Here is a 16,664-nt window from a genome sequence, read left to right as displayed (position 1 = left end):
CAAGCCGCCGCCCCCGGGTTGTCGCCCGGAGACCGTGTTGCCGCGCCCGCGGCTGGGATAGCGTCGTCGCGTCCCCACCTGCCCACGCTTCCGCGGAGTCCCGATGAGCATCGCCGCTGCCACCACTCGTCCCGGCCAGGTCCTCGCCGACCTGCTGCCCGCCTCCCGTGTGAAGGACGCGGCCCTCGTGCTCGGCGGCGCCGCGCTCACCGGGATCGCCGCCCAGATCGCGGTGCCCGTGCCCGGCTCCCCGGTCCCGGTGACCGGCCAGACCTTCGCCGCGCTGCTGGTCGGCACCTCGCTGGGCGCCCGCCGCGGTTTCCTCTCGCTCGCGCTGTACGCCCTGGTGGGCATGGCCGGCATGCCGTGGTTCGCGCAGGCGGGCTCCGGTGTCGCCGCGCCCTCGCTCGGCTACGTCCTCGGCATGCTGCTCGCCGCCACGGTGGTGGGCGCCCTGGCCCGCCGCGGCGGCGACCGCTCGGTGCTGCGCACCGCGGGCACGATGGTCCTCGGCTCCGCGATCATCTACGCGGTCGGCGTGCCGTACCTGGCCGCCGCGACCGGCATGTCGCTGACCCAGGCCGTCGCCGCCGGGCTCACGCCCTTCCTGATCGGCGACGCCCTGAAGGCCGCGCTGGCGATGGGCGCGCTGCCCACCGCCTGGAAGTTCCTCGACCGCTGATCCGGCGGCCGGGTCCCCGACGGACCCGGCCTACGGAGTGCCGTGGTGGTACGTGAAGAGGTTCGCCGGGTCGTACGTGGCCTTCAATACGGCGAGCCTCTTCAGCGTTTCCGGGTCGTAGAGGTCTTGCGGCCGGTCGTTGCCGCCGAAGGCGAAGTTGAGGGAGCGGCCGAGGGCCCGCGGTGCCACGAGCCCGAACGCCTCGGCGTGCAGCGCGCGCAGGGTCGCGACGTCGGTGCCGTCGAGCGGGGACAGGATCCGGATCAGCCAGCCCGCCTCCCGGTAGGGCACCGCGTTCGCGGCGGGCCGCGCGAGCGCGCCGCCCAGGTGGTTCATCTGTACGACGTGCATCGACGGCGCGGCGGGCCCGGTCAGCGCGAGGAGCTCCGCGCCGGCCGCGGGGTCGAGCTCGCCGAGGAGCACGTTGTCGCCGTAGTAGGCGTGCGGGAAGTCCGGGTCGCCGTGGATGGCGGGGCTCTCCGCGTACGGCATCTCGTGCAGGGTGTCCGACACGGTCGGCCCGATCTCCCGCAGCGGTGCCACGAGCCGCTCGCCGTCCGCGGCCGAGCCGGTGGACGCGATCCGGATCAGCAGCAGGTAGCGGCCCCTGAGGTGCGGCGGGAGCTGCGGCAGGTCGGGGTAGACGAGCGCGGCGAGCGAGGAGGTCACCTCGTCGGGCAGCGTCCGCGTCCACCGCTCGTAGCCGCGCAGCACGTCCGCCGGGTCGACCTCGCGGCCGTCGAAGGCCAGCGCGCCGCCGTACAGCCGGGCGACCGGCACGAGGCCGATCTCCAGGGACGTGACCACGCCGAGCTGCGCGCCGCCGCCGAGCAGCCCCCAGAACAGCTCCGGGTCGCTGTCCGCCGTGACGTGGCGCGGCACGCCGTCCGCGGTGACGACGTCGACCGCGCGTACGTGGTCGGCCGCGTACCCGAACGTGCGTCCCAGGATGCCGAGGCCGCCGCCGAGCGTGTACGAGACGGCGCCCACGCTCGGCGCCGTGCCGTTCAGCGGGGCCAGGCCGTGCGCCACCGAGGCCGCCACGACCTGCCCCCAGCGCGCGCCCGCGCCGACGGTGGCCGTGCGCGTCCCCGGGTCGATCCGGACCGTGTCCATCCGCCGGGTGCTGATCAGGACGCCGCCCTCCCAGTCGCCGGGTACGCCGTGTCCGGTGGCCTGGACGCCGAGGGGGAGCCCGGCCCCGGCGGCGTGCGACACGGCGGCGACGACGTCGTCGGTGCCGGTGGCGCCGAAGACCAGGGCGGGCCGGGTCGCGAAACCGGTCTGCATGCCGGCGAGTTCCTCGTCGTACCCGGCGTCGCCGGGCCGGAACACGAGTCGCTGGGCGGTGAAGTCCACGGGAGCCTCCGTTGAGCGGCGTGCGTCTGCTGCGTCGGTACGGGGGAGAGCCTTCCGCAAAAACCTGACATCCGCCGTCAAGTTTTCGAAGCCGCCGCGCGATCGGGTGGGCCGGGCACGACGAAGCCCCCGCGGTGCGGTCCGCGGGGGCTGCGTACGAGGGGCTGCGTACGAGGGGCTGCGTACGAGGGGGCCGGGAGGCGGCCGGGGCGTCAGGCCTCGATCCGCTCCTCGGCGGGGGTGGTGCCGTCGGTGGTCGCGGCGCGGGGCCGGACCTTCTCGCGGATCAGCGAGAACGCGACGACGAACGCGGCCGCCAGGAGCGAGAGCAGCACCTGCTTGCGTCCGGCCTCGTCGGTCAGCATGTAGACGAGCACGAACGAGATCATCGCGATGGTGACCCAGGTCAGGTACGGGAAGAGCCACATCTTCACGACGAGCTTCTCCGGCTGCTCGCGCAGGATGATCCCGCGCATCCGCAGCTGCGTGAAGGAGATCATCAGCCAGACGAACAGGGCCACCGCGCCCGAGGAGTTCAGCAGGAAGTCGAAGACGGTGTCCTTCCACTGGTAGTTGAACCAGACGGCGATGAACCCGAAGACGACGGAGCCGAGGATGGCGGCCTGCGGCACGCCCCGCGCGTTGGTGCGGGCGAAGGCCTTGGGTGCGTCGCCGCGCTGGCCGAGCGAGAAGGCCATGCGGGAGGCGGTGTACAGGCCCGAGTTGAGGCAGGAGAGGACGGCCGTCAGGACGATGACGTTCATGACCTGGCCGGCGTGCGGGATGCCGATCGAGTTCAGCGCGGCGACGTACGAACCGTCCTCGACGATCGACTTGTCGTTCCACGGCAGCAGCGTGATGACGACGAAGATCGAGCCCAGGTAGAAGACGCCGATGCGCCAGATGACGCTGTTGGTCGCCTTGGTGACGGCGCGCTGCGGGTCCTCGGACTCGCCCGCGGCCAGCGTGACGATCTCGCTGCCCATGAAGGAGAAGACGACCATCAGCACACCGGTGAGGATGGCGCCCGCGCCCTTGGGCATGAAGCCGCCCGCGTCGGTGAGGTGCGCGAATCCGGCGCCCGGGTTGTCGGAGCCGGGCAGCACGCCGAAGACGGCGAGCAGGCCGACGACGACGAATCCGCCGATCGCGACGACCTTGATGCCCGCGAACCAGAACTCGAACTCGCCGTAGGAGCCGACCGAGACGAGGTTCGTCGCGGTGAGCACCACCATCACGATGAGCGCCCAGCCCCACTGCGGGACCGCGGGTATCCAGCCGTTGAGGATCACCGCGCCCGCGGTGGCCTCCACCGCGAGGACGACGACCCAGAAGAACCAGTACAGCCAGCCGATGGAGAACCCGGCCCAGCGGCCGAGCGCCTGGTCGGCGTAGGTCGAGAAGGAGCCGGAGGTCGGCCGGGCGGCGGCCATCTCGCCGAGCATCCGCATCACGAGCACGACCATGGTGCCGACCAGGGCGTACGAGATGAGGATGGCGGGTCCCGCGGCGGCGATGCCGGAGCTGGAACCGACGAACAGACCCGCGCCGATCACGCCGCCGATGGCGATCATGGAGAGGTGGCGGTTCTTCAGACCCGCTTTCAGGCCGTCGCCGGTGTCACCACTGTGGCCGGACTGCGGATCCCCAGGGGTTCGGGGACTGCTGTCTGCCTTCGCAAGGGAGGGTTGCGAGGTCATGGACGAATCCTTAAGTTCTCGGGTCACGAGCCCCCGCATTCAAACTCAGGGGTGAACGGGACGGAAGTCCTGAATCCGGATCGTTGTATTCCGGCCAAAGGCCTGGACCAAGGTCCCGACCTGGACGATCGGGGCCCTGCCCCGGTCGCGGCTACCCGCCCCGTGACGTGCCACACTCGGACCCATGCGCGTGTACCTCGGCTCGGATCATGCCGGCTACGAACTGAAGAACCACTTGGTCGAATGGCTCAAGAGCCACGGCCACGAGCCCGTCGACTGCGGGCCCCACATCTATGACGCCCAGGACGACTACCCCCCGTTCTGCCTGCGTGCCGCGGAGCGCACCGCCGCGGACCCGGAGGCGCTCGGCATCGTCATCGGCGGCTCGGGCAACGGCGAGCAGATCGCCGCGAACAAGGTGAAGGGCGTACGGGCGGCTCTCGCCTGGAGTGAGCAGACGGCGGAGCTCGGCCGCGAGCACAACGACGCGAACGTCATCTCGATCGGTGGCCGGATGCACACGCAGGAAGAGGCGACGAAGTTCGTCGAGATCTTCCTGCGGACGCCGTACTCGGGGGAGGAGCGGCACACGCGTCGGATCGACATGCTGTCGGCCTACGAGGCGACGGGGGAGCTGCCGCCGATCCCGGCGCACCACCCCCAGGCGTAGGTCGCGCACCCCCACGGGGCTCCGCCCCGGACCCCGCTCCTCAAACGCCGGAGGGGCTGGAACTCCCCAGCCCCTCGGGCCCGCCCCCGGAGCGGTTGCGCACCCCCACGGGGCTCCGCCCCGGACCCCGCTCCTCAAACGCCGGAGGGGCTGGAATTCCCCGGCCCCCGGAGCCGGGCGCACTGCCACGGGGCTCCGCCCCGGACCCCGCTCCTCAAACGCCGGAGGGGCTGGAATTCCCCGGCCCCCGCTCCTCAAGCGCCGGAGGGGCTGACTCACCCGGCATCCAAGCGCCGCCGGAAGGGCTGACCTTTCTGCGTTCACACCCCCGGAGGGACCCGTGCCGGAGGGGCACACCATTCATCGTCTTGCCCAGGACCACCTGGCACGGTTCGCGGGGCGGGTCGTCGCCGTCCGCAGCCCGCAGGGCCGGTTCGCCGACAGTGCCGCCCGGCTCGACGGGCGGGTCCTGGACACCGCCGAGGCCCACGGCAAGCACCTCTTCCTCGGCTTCGGCGCCGACTGGATCCACATCCACCTCGGCCTCTTCGGCAAGTACGCCCTCGGCGACACCCCCGCCCCGCCCCCCACGGACACGGTCCGCCTCCGGCTGCTCGACGACGTGTCCTACTCCGACCTGCGCGGCCCCACCACCTGCGCCCTCATCACCGACGACGAGAAGCAGGCGATACACGACCGGCTCGGCCCCGACCCGCTGCGCCCCGCGGACGCCCCCGACAACGACCCGGAGCGGGCCTGGCGCCGGATCTCCCGCAGCCGCACGACCGTCGCCGCCCTCCTCATGGACCAGAAGGTCGTCGCGGGCGTCGGCAACGTCTACCGGGCGGAGGTCCTCTTCCGGCACGGCATCGACCCGTACACCCCGGGCAAGGACCTCGCCGAGGCGCACTGGAAGGCGATCTGGGCGGACCTCGTGGAGCTGATGCACGAGGGCGTGCGCCTGAACCGCATCGACACGGTCAGGCCGGAGCACACCCCTGAGGCGATGGGCCGCCCGCCCCGCGTCGACGACCACGGCGGCGAGGTCTACGTCTACCGCCGCGCGGCCCAGCCCTGCCACCTCTGCGGCACGGAGATCCGCACGGCGGACCTGGCATCCCGCAACCTCTTCTGGTGCCCCACCTGCCAACACCCCGCCCCCAAGCCATAACACCCCCAGGGGCCCCTCCCAGGGGCGCGGGGAACTGCGCGACCGGCCACGGCGGACCCGCACAAAAGAACCGCCCTCAGCCCCCCTAGGGGCGCGGGGAACTGCGCGACCAGCCACAGCGGACCCGCACAGGACAACCGCTAGAAGCCATGCGGCAGCCACGGCGCGGCCGACGACCCGAACGCCACCGACGCCTCCGCCAACGCCCCCCGGCGAGCCTCCCGCACGCGCCCCGCCCCCGCCAGGGACACCAGCGACACACCCCCGAGATAGGCCGCGCCCAACTCCCGCACGGACAGTGCGAGGTCCGCCACGTCGTCCGTCCGCTCGCAGGACGCCCCCTTCGCGTCCCCGGTGAGCCGCCACCGCCCCGCGTTCCACGCGCAGAAGTCGTCCTCGACCTCGAACACCACGTCCACCGGCGCCTGGTACGTCCGCGCCTGCAGCGCCGCGCCGACCTCCACCAGCCGCACGTACAGCGCGTCCCGCACGGACAGGTCGCAGCGCCGCACGTCGGAGACCAGCTGCAGCAGCGGATCGTCCACGGGACGGCTGTGCGCCACGACCGTCGACGTCAGGTCGATGCCGAAGAGGAACCGCCACAGCGCCGCGTACGCCGCCGGGTCCAGGCCCTGCACGTCCCGGACGTGCACCGTCCCCTTGGGCCCCTGCCAGTCCCAGTCCGGCTTGACCGCGAAGCGCGCGTACCCCACCGGCTCGCCCGCCCGCTCGGCGACCACGCACTGCAGCGGCGACGCCCCGCTCCGCTCGCCCGGCGGGTCGAGCAGCCCGAGCCGCTCCCAGCCGGGCTGCCGGGCCAGCATGCCCGGACGCCGGGTCACCTGCCGTGCGTACAGCTCCTCGCACGCCGCGTGGACGTCCGCCGGCTTCGCGTACCGCAGGCGTACGTCGTCCGTGCCGGGCGGCACGGACAGCCGCACCCGGGCCGTGTCGATCGCCGCCTTCATCTGCGAGGTGGCCGCGCCGTACCCGAACCGGCCGTAGATGGCGGGCTCGGAGGCGGTGAGCACGGCGACCGGCTCGCCCGCCGCACGCACGTCGTCCAGCTGCCTGCGCATCATCGACGTGAGGATCCCGCGCCGCCGGTGCGTGGCGGCGACGCTGACCATCGTCACGCCCGCCGCGTCCACGAGCGCCCCGCCGGGCACCGACATGCGGAAGGTGAAGGCCCCCGCCGTCGCGACACAGGCGCCCTCGTCCCAGAGGCCGAACGACCGGTCGTGCTCGGTGAGCGAGCGCCACAGCTCCTGCTCCTCGGCGGACTCGGCGACACCGCCGAACGCCACGTCCAGCGTGCCGTACCAGCTCTCCCAGTCGGCCTTGTCGAGCACCCGCAGATCGGGCAGATCAGTCGTCATACGCCATCACTACCAGGGCGATACGGACGGGTGCGACAGGATTTCCACGGTCCGCACACGCCGTCGCCACGTGTCCGGGGCATGCCTCTGACGGGGGACAAGTGGGACCTCCCGTGCGAAGTGCCCGGCCCGCTGGATAAGGTCCACGAGCGATGGCAGTACGAGGAACGCGCCGCGAGCGAGGCGAGCGGCGCGCGGAAGCAGACACGTTCACGGCCCGGCTGAAGAAGCGAGTGCACCGGGCACGCATCACGCTGCGCAAATCCGGGGTCGACTACTTCCGCGGCGACGGCTCCGACTGGGTCGCCCTCGCGGGCCTCCTCCTGACCATCCCCGTGATCACCTGCTGCACGATCGTCAACAACGTCTGGTTCTCCCCGGCCGCACTGGTCCTGCCCATCGTCGCGGGCGGCCTGCTGCTGCGCCCGGCCAGCCTGCTCGGCCTGTACGCGGCCTCCGCGGTGGCCCTGATCGTGGAGTCCGTCCAGCTCGGCCCGTACACCCAGGGCGCCTCCCGGGTCACGCCCGGCGTGGTCCTGGTGGTCGCGGCCTGCGGCTTCTTCGGGCTCCTGATCGCGCAGTTCCGCAGCCGGGTCGGCGTGCCCTGGCGCGGCGGCGGCACCATGCTCTTCGACCTGCGCGAACGCATCCGCGTGCAGAGCAAGCTGCCGAAGCTGCCGCGCGGCTGGCACCGCGAGATGGCGCTGCGCCCGGCCGGCGGCCAGTCCTTCTCCGGCGACTTCGTGGTCGCGGCCAGGACGAACGGCGGCCGCACCCTGGAGGCCGTCCTCACCGACGTGTCCGGCAAGGGCATGGACGCCGGGTCGCGGGCCCTGCTGCTGTCCGGGGCGTTCGGCGGCCTGCTCGGCTCGCTGCCCCCGCACGCCTTCCTGCCCGCGGCCAACGGCTATCTGCTCCGCCAGGACTGGGACGAGGGCTTCGCGACCTCCATCCACCTCGTCCTCGACCTGGAGACCGGCGACTACGAACTGTTCTCCGCGGGCCACCCGCCCGGCCTCCAGCTCAGCGCGGGCAGCGGCCGCTGGGAGGAGAAGGCGGGCCAGGGCCCGCTCCTGGGCGTCTACGACGGCGCGCAGTTCGACCCGGTCAAAGGCGTCCTGCGCCCCGGCGACGTCCTGATGCTCTTCACGGACGGCCTGGTGGAGACCTCCGACCGCGACATCGCCGAGGGCATGGACCGGCTGACGGGGGAGGCCGACCGGTATGTCGCCGGGGGCTTCCACGGCGCCGCCTGGCACCTGATCGAGGCGGTCGCCAAGGACGTCAACGACGACCGGGCGCTGCTGCTGATCTGCCGGGAGGCGTAGCCCCGCCGAGCACGGACCGCCGGACACGTAACGCCGGACCGCCGGACACGGAACAGGGCGGCCCCGTGCGGGACCGCCCTGGAGCATGCCGCTCCCGGCTACGGGACGCTGTTCGCCGAGGACCGCTCGGCCGTCTCTGTCTTCTCTGTCTTCTCCGTCTTCTCGGAACCGCCCCCCGCGTCGGGACCGGGACCGCCCGCCGTCGCGAGCGCACCGCCGCCCGGCAGGATCCGCGCCAGCCACCCGGACTGGCCCGCCGCCAGGGGTCCGAGGACCGCGAGCAGCAGCACGTATCCGGCGATGAAGGGCGACAGCCGCTCGTCGAGGCCCGCGCCCGCCGCCATCGTGGCGAGGATCAGCGCGAACTCGCCGCGGGCGAGCAGCGTGGTGGAGATGTTCGCCGCGGGGCCCGCCCCGAAGCCGTAGACGCGCGCCGCGCCCAGTCCGGCCAGGACGTTCATCACCAGGGTCAGCGCGACCGCGGCGAGGACCGGCCACAGCACCACCGGCAGATCGCCGGGGTCGATGGAGAGCCCGAAGGCGAAGAAGAAGATCGCGCCGAACGCGTCCCGCAGCGGGTGCACGAGCGTGCGGATGCGGTCGCCGGACGCCGTGCTGCCCAGCATCAGACCGACCATGAACGCGCCGATCGCGTCGGCCACGCCGAACCACTCGGAGACCCCGGCCACGAAGACGGCGACGCCCAGGAAGGAGATGACCAGGAGCTCGTCGTCCCGGGTGTCCATCAGCCGTCCGACGACCTTGGTGCCGAAGCGGGCCGCGAGGGCGAGCAGGAACAGGAAGCCGAAGGCCTTGCCGCCGTCCATCACCGCGGCGGCGAGGCTGTCGGCGCCGGACAGGATCGGCTGGAGCGCGGCCAGATACAGCGCGAGGAAGATGTCCTCGACCACGATGATGCCGAGGATCGGCTTCGTCTCGGGGTTGCCGAGCCTGCCGGTGTCGACCAGGACTTTGGTCACGATCGCCGAGGACGAGATGCCGAGCACTCCGGCGAGGACCAGGGCCTCGGAGGTGCCCCAGCCGAGGGCGAATCCGAAGCCCAGGCCGGCGCCGACGTTCAGGGCGAGGTAGGTGCCTCCGGCGATGGCCATCTTGCGGCCACCGGTCTTGAGGTCGTCCATGTGGAACTCAAGACCCAGGTAGAAGAGCAGGAGCACCAGGCCGAGCGCCGAGAGCATTTCCAGGTCGTGCGGGTCCGAGAGCAGGACCACGCCGGGGGTGTGGGGGCCGAGGAGGATCCCGGCCAGGATGAAGAGGGGGATGGTGGGGAGTCCGATGCGCCCGCCGAGGCGGGCGAGGACGGCGGCGGCGAGGAAGGCGCCGCCCATGGCTATCAAGGTGTCTGCGTGTCCGATGGGCCCGTTCCTTCTGTGTGGTCGGTACGAGTCGTCTGGGCAAGAAAAGTGCTGAGTGCAAAGGAAGCGTCAAGAACGCGTCAATACTTAGGTTACCAAACGATCCGTTCGGGCCCCGAGGGCAGCGAAAAGCCCGCTCGGTGCGGGCGGCGGATGCTGCCCCGCACCGAGCGGGCCGGAAGAAGAGGACGGGTGGTCGGCGCTAGGCCGGGCCGCTCACACGCGGCCCGCGGCCGCCGCCGACACGAACGCGGCGAAGGCGTCCGGCGCGACGGTGAAGGCGGGGCCCCCGGGGTTCTTGGAATCGCGGACGGCGACGTGGGCGCGGAAGTCGGCGACCTCGACGCAATCACCGCCGGTGGTGCCGCTGTACGAGGACTTGCGCCAGGCCGCGGTGCCGAGCGGGGCGCACTCCACGCACTGGCCGCCCGTGTCGCTGCTGTAGCTCGACTTACGCCATGTCACGCCCGTCAGACGTTGGTTGCTCCCCATAACGTTCCTCCATCACGCGCGCGATCAGTGCCGCCGAGTCCTCCACGGACAGGGCGGATGCCTGCAGGCGAGCGTAACGAAGGGAGCTTTCCTTGACCTTCTCGGGATGAGCCGTCATGTGTCCTTGAACGAAGTCCTCGGTGTAGATGAGATCGGGGTCGTCATCGAAGCGCAAAGTGCTGAAGGTGCCGGGCAGGCCTGCGTGTTGCCCTGCACTGAACGGCAGGATCTGGATGTTCACCCACTGGCGGTCCTGGAATTCGCGCAGGCGCGTCAGTTGCTCGCGCATGACCTCGTGGCCACCGATCTCCTGATGTAAGGCCGCTTCGCTGAGCACCACCCATGACAGCGGTGGGTTGTCCCGCCTCAGAATGCGCTGACGCTCAAGGCGGGCCTCGACCCGTGCATCAAGGTTGTTCTCCGTCAGGACGCCGAGCACGGCTCGCGCGTAGCCCTCCGTCTGCAGCAGCCCGTCCACCAACTGCGCCTGGTACGTGGAGATGTACGACGCCCGCGCCTCCAGCTCCGCGTACGCCTGGAACCAGCTCGGCAACTGGCTGCGCAGCACCAGGCCGATCAGGCGCGAGAGGTGGCCCTCCGTGCCGAGCGCCGCGTCGACCCGCTCGGAGAAGTCGCGGGTCGGGACCTTCTTCGCCGTCTCGATCTGGCCCACCAGCGAGGCCGTGCAGAAGATGCAGCCGCCGAGCTGGGCCTGGTTGAGTCCGGCGGCTTCGCGCAGGCGGCGCAGCTCCGCGCCGTAGTAGTCGAGGGGCGAGGCGCTCGCGTCGAGCGTGCGGGGTTGCGTCATGGCTGCCTCCAGCGTCACGGAGGGTTGCCTCCGGCCATGGTCAAGCGTAGGGGCGGGAAGGTCCACGACGGGAGCGAATCGCGTAACTGCCCTAGTGGCGGCCGGGGTTGAGGACCCGGGTCGGCCGGAGGTCGGGCCACGGCCGTCACCCTCCGTGAGAGGCGGGGGTGTGGGGGCGGAGAAACTGAAGGCCGGGGGTGGGGTTCTCCCCACCCCGGGTTCGCCAGCCGCCCTCATGGTCCGCCGCACCCCCTGATCCGTACGTTCGAGGCATCACCAGGGACGCGGGCGGCGATGCGGTCGGCGAGGCACGGACGGAAGGCGGGCACAGCCATGGGGCTGCGACGGAAGAAGCGGGCCGAGGACGGCACGAAGGCGGCGGCGACGCCCCCGATGCCGGCCGGCGGGCCCGGTGACTGGGCCGTCGAACTGCGCGGGGTCCGCCGCCAGTACGGGCGCGGGTCCGGCGCCGTGCACGCCCTCGCCGGCATCGACCTCGCGCTGGCGCGCGGCAGCTTCACCGCCGTGATGGGGCCCTCGGGGTCCGGCAAGTCGACGTTCCTGCAGTGCGCGGCGGGCCTGGACCGGCCGACCGGCGGCACCATCCACCTCGGCGGCACCGAGATCACCGGGATGAGCGAGAACAAGCTCACCGCGCTGCGCCGCACCCGCCTCGGCTTCGTCTTCCAGGCCTTCAACCTGCTGCCGTCGCTGACCGTCGAGCAGAACGTCGTGCTGCCGATGCGCCTGGCGGGCCACCGCCCGGACCGGCGCAGGGCCGCCGAGATGCTGGCCCGCGTCGGCCTCGGCGACAAGGGGCGGCGCCGCCCCGGCCAGCTCTCCGGCGGCCAGCAGCAGCGCGTCGCCATCGCCCGCGCCCTGATCACCGAGCCCGACGTGATCTTCGCCGACGAGCCGACCGGTGCCCTGGACACCACCACGGCGGGCGAGATCCTCGGCCTGCTGCGCTCCGCCGTCGACGCCATGGGCGCCACCGTCGTGATGGTCACCCACGACCCGGCCGCCGCCGCCCACGCCGACCGCGTGCTCTTCCTCGCCGACGGCTCGATCGTCGACAGCCTGGGGCGGGCCCCCGCCGCCCGGATCGCGGCCCGCATGGCCGCCCTGACCGCGCCCGCCCCCGCGGGGGTGGCCGCGTAATGGCGCTGGTGCCCAACGGCCTCGCCCGCGCGGCCGTCCGCTTCAAACCCGCCGCCTTCGCGGGCACCTTCGTCGCCCTGATGATGGCCTCGCTGATCGTGTCCGCCTGCGGCATCCTCCTGGAGACCGGCCTGCGCGCCTCCGTGGCGCCCACCCGTTACGCGAACGCCCCGGTGGTGGCCGCCGCCGACCAGACGGCCCACTTCGTCACCGGCAGCGGCGACTCCCGCTCCGAGAACTCCACGCCGCTGCCGGACCGGGCCCGCGTCGACGCGTCCCTGGTCGCCGCGGCGCGCGCGGTGCCCGGCGTCCGTACCGCCGTCCCCGACGTCACCTTCCCCGTGCGGTCCGGCGACCGGGACGTCACCGCGCACGGCTGGGGCTCCACCGCCTTCACCGGCGAGCAGCTCACCGCGGGCCGCGCCCCGCACCCCGGCGAGGTCGTCCTCGCCGCCCCCGGCGCCGCCGTCGGCGAGCGCACCACGCTGACCACGGCGGACGGACCGCGCGAGGTCCGCGTCTCCGGCACCGTGCGCGGGAGCGGCGCGGGCCCGACCGCCTGGTTCGCCGACTCCGAGGCCGTACGGATCTCCGGGCACCCCGGCCGCGTCGACGCCGTCGCCGTGCTGCCGGAGGCCGGGGTCTCCACCGACACCCTCACCTCCCGGGTGGCGCACGCCGTCGGCGACAGGGCGAAGGTGTACGCGGGCGACGACCGCAGCGACGCCGAGGGCTCCTCGCTCGCCTACGCCAAGGAACTGCTCACCGGTCTCGGCGGCTCCTTCGGCGGCATCGCCGCGCTGACCGCCGTCTTCACCGCCGCGGGCACCGTCGCCCTCTCGGTGGGCCAGCGGGCCCGCGAGTACGCGCTGCTGCGGGCCATCGGCACCACCCCGCGCCAGATCCGCCGCACCATCGCCACCGAGACCCTCCTCGTCGCTCCGCTCGCCGGAGCCGTCGGCCTGCTGCCCGGCATCGCCCTGGCCACCTGGTGGTTCGGGCAGCTGAAGGTGAAGGGCGCGATCCCGCGGGGCGTCGAGCTGTCCGTCTCGTTCATCCCGCTCGTCGCCGCCGTCGGCGTCGCCGTCCTCTCCGCGCTCGGCGCCGGATACCTGGCCGCCCGCCGCCCCTCCCGCATCAAGCCGGGCCAGGCGCTCAGCGAGGCCTCCGTCGAGCGGTTCCCGCTCGGCTGGATCCGCACGCCGCTGGGCGTCGCGGCCGCGGCCGGCGGCGCGGTCTTCGCCGGGTTCGCCGCGAGCAACACCGGCGAGGACGCGGCGAACGCGGCGCTCGGCGTCGTCATGCTCTTCATGCTCGCCGTCGCCCTGCTCGGCCCGCTGGTGGCCCGGGGCTGCGCCGCCCTGTTCGGCCTGCCGCTGCGCGGCGCGGGCGCCCCCGCCGCGCTGGCCGCCGCCAACTCCCGCACGAACGCCCGCAGGCTGGCCTCCGCGATCACCCCGATCGTGCTCGCCATGGCCTTCTCGTCCGTCCTCGTCTTCCTGCACACCAGCGAGGACCGGGCCGCCGCCGACCAGCAGCGCGCGGGCATCACCGCCGACCACATCGTCGGCCGCCCCGGGGGCCTCACCCCGGGCGAGCTCGCCCGGGCGGCCGACGCGAAGGGCGTCACCTCCGCCGTCGGCGTCCTCAAGACGTCCCTGCTCGTCCCGGTCGGCTCGGGCGGCGACCGCTGGCTGCAGTCCGCCTCCGCCCAGGGCATCACCGGCACGGCGGCCGACCTCGCCGCGGTGCAGGACCTCAAGGTCGAGAGCGGCGCACTGAGCCTGGGCCGGGGCGAGATCGCCGTCGACCGCACGCTCGCCGACGCCGCCCGCGTCGGCACCGGCGACCGCGTCGACGTCCGGCTGCCCGACGGCACCGAGGCGTCGCCGAAAATCGTGGCCACGTACGCCAGGGGGCTCGGCCTCGCCGAGGTGACGCTGCCCGCCGCCGACCTGAAGGGGCACGTCACCTCGTCCTTCGCCACCGAGATCTGGACCGGCGGCGGCTCCGCCGACGCGCTCGCCGGACTCGGCACCCTCAGCGACCGCGAGGACTACGCCACCGCCCGCGACCGGGACCGCGAGCTCAACGCCTGGGCCAACACCACGATGGCGGCCGTCCTCGGCGGCTTCGCGGCCGTCGCCGCCGTCAACACCCTGGTGATGACGGTCCTGGACCGCCGCCGCGAACTCGGCACGCTCCGCCTCATCGGCTCCACCCGCCGCCAGGTGATGCGGATGGTCCGCTGGGAGGCGCTGCTGGTGGCCGGCGCGGGCATCGTCATCGGCTCGGCCATCGCCCTGGCCACACTCATCCCGATGATGAAGGGCCTGACGGGCGAGTCGCCCTACATTCCCCCGCTGGTCTACGGCTCGTTCGTGGGCGGCACCCTGCTCCTGGGCCTGCTGTCCACCACGCTCCCGGCACGGGCGGCCCTCAAGGGCACCCGCTGAGGACCGCCCGGCCGGTCCGGTGCGGGCCGGGGGACAATCCCCGCATGGACCCCAGCCCGCAGCTCCTGACCCTCGCCGAGGTGGAAACCGTGGCCCGCACCGCGCACGCCGACCAGCGGGACAAGGCGGGCCGCCCCTACGCGGAACACCTGAGCGCCGTGGCGGAGGGGGTGCGGGCGCGCGGCGGCGACGACGAGCAGATCGCCGCCGCCTGGCTGCACGACGCGGTGGAGGACGACGCCCTGACCGAGCGGTGGCTGCGGGAGGCGGCCCTGACCTCCCGTACGAAGGACATCGTCCTTGCCCTCACCAAGCGCGCGGGCGAGCCCCCGGAGGCGTACGCGCGGCGGATCCTCGCCACCCCGGGCGCCCGCCTGGTCAAGGAGGCCGACCTCGCGCACAACGCGGACCCGGACCGCCTCGCGGTCCTCGACCCCACGACAAGGGCGCGCCTGACGGAGAAGTACACCGTCATGCGCGCCCTGTTGCGGCGGTAGCGGGCAGCGGCCGCTACGAAGCCTTCGCCCTGGACCGCTCCCGGGCCAGCTGTGCCGCGTCCCGCTTGAAGGCCCACTCCATCTTGGGCTCCATCGCGAAACGGAACATCCGCTGGACCGGTGGCGTGCACAGCACGGTCACCACGCTCGCGGCGACGAGCGTCACGAAGATCTCGCCGGCCGGCTGGTGCAGCCAGTCGTGCTCGAACCAGCCCCAGAAACGCGAACCCTTGGCGAGGAAGCCGTGCAGCAGATAGCCGTACAGCGTGCCCGCGCCGAGGACCGTGAACCACATCTTGCGGCGCGGCACCCACGCGAAGAAGCACGCGGTGAGGACCACGGAGCAGCCGAAGAGCGCCAGCGTCATCACGACACCGGCCCACCACGGGGCGCCCAGCTCCTGGGCGCTGTCCCGGCGGTAGAACCAGGCCGACGTCATCCGCGGGGCCGCCCAGTACGCGAGGAGCAGCGCACCGGCGAAGACCGGGATCGACAGCAGCCGGACCTCGCGGCGGCGCACCAGCTGGAAGTACTCGGGCTTCATCACGAGGCCGAGCACGAAGAACGGCATGAACTGCAGGACGCGCTGCAGGTCGAGGTCGTCGCCGATGTCCGGTGAGATCACGGCGAGCATCGCGATGGCCAGGGCGAGCGGCACCGGCCAGCGCACGATCTTCCACAGCGGCACGGTGAGCCGCCACACGAAGAGCGCCACCAGGAACCAGGTGAGGTACCAGGGGTCGAGCAGGCTGATCGGCTGGCTCGGGTCGTCGTCCGCCCAGCGCTTGAACAGCGTGTACGCGATCTCGAAGAGGACGTACGGCACGGCGACGCCGGTCACCAGGCGCTTGAGCCGGTCGGGCCGCATGTCGAAACTGCGCGAGAAGTAGCCGGAGATCAGGATGAACGCCGGCATGTGGAAGGTGTAGACGGTCATGTACAGCGCCTCGGCGGCGCGGCTGTGATCCGTCAGCGGTTCCCACGAGTGGGCCATCGCCACGAGGACGATCGCCAGGTACTTGGCGTTGTCGAAGAACGCGTCGCGCTGCTTGGCGGGCTTGGGTCCGCCCTCAGCGGTGCTGCGGCCTGCCGTGGTGGGGGGAGCGGTGGCGACGGCCTGCGGGGTCGGGTGGTGGGCGCGGGGGGAGGGGACTCCGTCCGCCGGCACCTGGGCCGGGGGGAGCGGCGTCCGGTGGCGTCCGTGCGGGTGCACCGAGTTGGTCACAGGCCCTCCCACCATGAGCTCGGTGAGACGATCCGGGACCGCACTGCGCCTCTGGGGATGGTGGCAGCGTGGAACATCTGAGGCACCCTAGCGGCGTGCCGCCGTTTTCGTAAAACCCTCGTCACTCGTCTCAACTCAATCTCTGCCTATCGACGGAGGAGAATCCCGCTTAACGGGTCCCGTGTACCCAGAAAACGGCTGGGACGACAAAGGGATGTGGCCGTATCCGGACGACTTCTGTCCGTTACGTCACCACTCATCCGGTTTAAATGGTGCATAACACCCTCGGGCGACTCTGGTGAAATGTCCGATTGGCCGGGCGGTTCCGGTGGGATTCCGTCCCGTGATGTCCCCGTGATG

The 16,664-nt window shown here is 72.5% G+C and carries 14 protein-coding genes; 7 read left to right on the top strand and 7 right to left on the bottom strand.

Annotated elements, in window-relative coordinates; translation table 11 throughout:
* Positions 1-103: 103 nt before the first annotated feature.
* A complete protein-coding gene (locus ACFYXE_RS14795) occupies positions 104-682 on the top strand; it encodes a biotin transporter BioY (RefSeq protein WP_361174684.1) in 579 nt (192 codons plus the stop codon).
* Between the two features lie 30 nt (positions 683-712).
* Here the strand turns inward: ACFYXE_RS14795 and ACFYXE_RS14790 are convergent, their stop codons facing one another.
* Positions 713-1,972, bottom strand: coding sequence for an FAD-binding oxidoreductase (locus ACFYXE_RS14790; protein ID WP_389312577.1), 1,260 nt, complete (start codon positions 1,970-1,972; stop codon positions 713-715).
* A 281-nt stretch (positions 1,973-2,253) separates the two neighbouring features.
* A complete protein-coding gene (locus ACFYXE_RS14785) occupies positions 2,254-3,741 on the bottom strand; it encodes an amino acid permease (RefSeq protein ID WP_389312398.1) in 1,488 nt (495 codons plus the stop codon).
* 184 nt (positions 3,742-3,925) lie between these two features.
* On the opposite strand from ACFYXE_RS14785, the gene ACFYXE_RS14780 reads away from it, so the two are divergent.
* Both ACFYXE_RS14780 and ACFYXE_RS14775 read left to right on the top strand, forming a co-directional pair.
* Positions 3,926-4,411: a ribose-5-phosphate isomerase gene (locus ACFYXE_RS14780; protein WP_361174678.1), complete on the top strand. Its 486-nt coding sequence runs from the start codon at positions 3,926-3,928 to the stop codon at positions 4,409-4,411.
* 340 nt (positions 4,412-4,751) lie between these two features.
* The gene (locus ACFYXE_RS14775) at positions 4,752-5,582 is read left to right on the top strand and encodes an Fpg/Nei family DNA glycosylase (protein WP_389312396.1); all 831 of its coding nucleotides are present in this window, start codon (positions 4,752-4,754) and stop codon (positions 5,580-5,582) included.
* Between the two features lie 140 nt (positions 5,583-5,722).
* Here ACFYXE_RS14775 and ACFYXE_RS14770 read toward each other — a convergent pair whose 3' ends face one another.
* Positions 5,723-6,961 (bottom strand): GNAT family N-acetyltransferase, encoded by a 1,239-nt coding sequence (locus ACFYXE_RS14770; RefSeq protein ID WP_389312394.1) that lies wholly within the window; start codon positions 6,959-6,961, stop codon positions 5,723-5,725.
* A 152-nt stretch (positions 6,962-7,113) separates the two neighbouring features.
* On the opposite strand from ACFYXE_RS14770, the gene ACFYXE_RS14765 reads away from it, so the two are divergent.
* Positions 7,114-8,289, top strand: a complete 1,176-nt coding sequence (locus tag ACFYXE_RS14765; protein ID WP_389312392.1) for a PP2C family protein-serine/threonine phosphatase — start codon at positions 7,114-7,116, stop codon at positions 8,287-8,289.
* 98 nt (positions 8,290-8,387) lie between these two features.
* Here ACFYXE_RS14765 and ACFYXE_RS14760 read toward each other — a convergent pair whose 3' ends face one another.
* The 3 genes from ACFYXE_RS14760 to ACFYXE_RS14750 all read right to left on the bottom strand — a co-directional run bounded on the left by ACFYXE_RS14760 (position 8,388) and on the right by ACFYXE_RS14750 (position 10,965).
* Positions 8,388-9,638, bottom strand: coding sequence for a cation:proton antiporter (locus tag ACFYXE_RS14760; protein ID WP_389312390.1), 1,251 nt, complete (start codon positions 9,636-9,638; stop codon positions 8,388-8,390).
* A 243-nt stretch (positions 9,639-9,881) separates the two neighbouring features.
* Positions 9,882-10,157 (bottom strand): DUF397 domain-containing protein, encoded by a 276-nt coding sequence (locus ACFYXE_RS14755; RefSeq protein ID WP_389312388.1) that lies wholly within the window; start codon positions 10,155-10,157, stop codon positions 9,882-9,884.
* Entirely contained in the window at positions 10,117-10,965 is an 849-nt protein-coding gene (locus ACFYXE_RS14750; protein ID WP_389312575.1) for a Scr1 family TA system antitoxin-like transcriptional regulator, read from the bottom strand. The genes ACFYXE_RS14755 and ACFYXE_RS14750 overlap by 41 nt, the downstream gene beginning before the upstream one ends.
* Positions 10,966-11,298: 333 nt before the next feature.
* Between ACFYXE_RS14750 and ACFYXE_RS14745 the strand changes: the two genes are divergently transcribed.
* Genes ACFYXE_RS14745 through ACFYXE_RS14735 form a run of 3 tightly spaced genes read left to right on the top strand, consistent with a single transcriptional unit; the run spans position 11,299 to position 15,079 of the window.
* On the top strand, positions 11,299-12,126 hold the full coding sequence (locus ACFYXE_RS14745; RefSeq protein ID WP_389312386.1) for an ABC transporter ATP-binding protein: 828 nt from the start codon (positions 11,299-11,301) through the stop codon (positions 12,124-12,126).
* Positions 12,126-14,582 (top strand): ABC transporter permease, encoded by a 2,457-nt coding sequence (locus ACFYXE_RS14740; protein WP_389312384.1) that lies wholly within the window; start codon positions 12,126-12,128, stop codon positions 14,580-14,582. The genes ACFYXE_RS14745 and ACFYXE_RS14740 overlap by 1 nt, the downstream gene beginning before the upstream one ends.
* Positions 14,583-14,626: 44 nt before the next feature.
* Complete coding sequence (locus ACFYXE_RS14735; RefSeq protein WP_389312382.1) at positions 14,627-15,079, top strand: HD domain-containing protein; 453 nt, start codon at positions 14,627-14,629, stop codon at positions 15,077-15,079.
* 13 nt (positions 15,080-15,092) lie between these two features.
* Here ACFYXE_RS14735 and ACFYXE_RS14730 read toward each other — a convergent pair whose 3' ends face one another.
* Entirely contained in the window at positions 15,093-16,304 is a 1,212-nt protein-coding gene (locus ACFYXE_RS14730; protein ID WP_389312380.1) for an acyltransferase family protein, read from the bottom strand.
* Positions 16,305-16,664: the final 360 nt, after the last annotated feature.

The sequence above is a fragment of the Streptomyces sp. NPDC002564 genome, assembly GCF_042889645.1.
Taxonomy (GTDB): domain Bacteria; phylum Actinomycetota; class Actinomycetes; order Streptomycetales; family Streptomycetaceae; genus Streptomyces.
This window is presented reverse-complemented; position numbering and strand designations above follow the sequence as displayed.

What these genes read in the sequence shown, in the direction of transcription:
- ACFYXE_RS14795 (WP_361174684.1), top strand. Translation starts at nt 104, where the DNA reads ATGAGCATCGCCGCTGCCACCACTCGTCCCGGCCAGGTCCTCGCCGAC.
- ACFYXE_RS14790 (WP_389312577.1), bottom strand. Translation starts at nt 1,972, where the DNA reads ATGCAGACCGGTTTCGCGACCCGGCCCGCCCTGGTCTTCGGCGCCACC.
- ACFYXE_RS14785 (WP_389312398.1), bottom strand. Translation starts at nt 3,741, where the DNA reads ATGACCTCGCAACCCTCCCTTGCGAAGGCAGACAGCAGTCCCCGAACC.
- ACFYXE_RS14780 (WP_361174678.1), top strand. Translation starts at nt 3,926, where the DNA reads ATGCGCGTGTACCTCGGCTCGGATCATGCCGGCTACGAACTGAAGAAC.
- ACFYXE_RS14770 (WP_389312394.1), bottom strand. Translation starts at nt 6,961, where the DNA reads ATGACGACTGATCTGCCCGATCTGCGGGTGCTCGACAAGGCCGACTGG.
- ACFYXE_RS14765 (WP_389312392.1), top strand. Translation starts at nt 7,114, where the DNA reads ATGGCAGTACGAGGAACGCGCCGCGAGCGAGGCGAGCGGCGCGCGGAA.
- ACFYXE_RS14760 (WP_389312390.1), bottom strand. Translation starts at nt 9,638, where the DNA reads ATGGGCGGCGCCTTCCTCGCCGCCGCCGTCCTCGCCCGCCTCGGCGGG.
- ACFYXE_RS14755 (WP_389312388.1), bottom strand. Translation starts at nt 10,157, where the DNA reads ATGGGGAGCAACCAACGTCTGACGGGCGTGACATGGCGTAAGTCGAGC.
- ACFYXE_RS14750 (WP_389312575.1), bottom strand. Translation starts at nt 10,965, where the DNA reads ATGACGCAACCCCGCACGCTCGACGCGAGCGCCTCGCCCCTCGACTAC.
- ACFYXE_RS14745 (WP_389312386.1), top strand. Translation starts at nt 11,299, where the DNA reads ATGGGGCTGCGACGGAAGAAGCGGGCCGAGGACGGCACGAAGGCGGCG.
- ACFYXE_RS14740 (WP_389312384.1), top strand. Translation starts at nt 12,126, where the DNA reads ATGGCGCTGGTGCCCAACGGCCTCGCCCGCGCGGCCGTCCGCTTCAAA.
- ACFYXE_RS14735 (WP_389312382.1), top strand. Translation starts at nt 14,627, where the DNA reads ATGGACCCCAGCCCGCAGCTCCTGACCCTCGCCGAGGTGGAAACCGTG.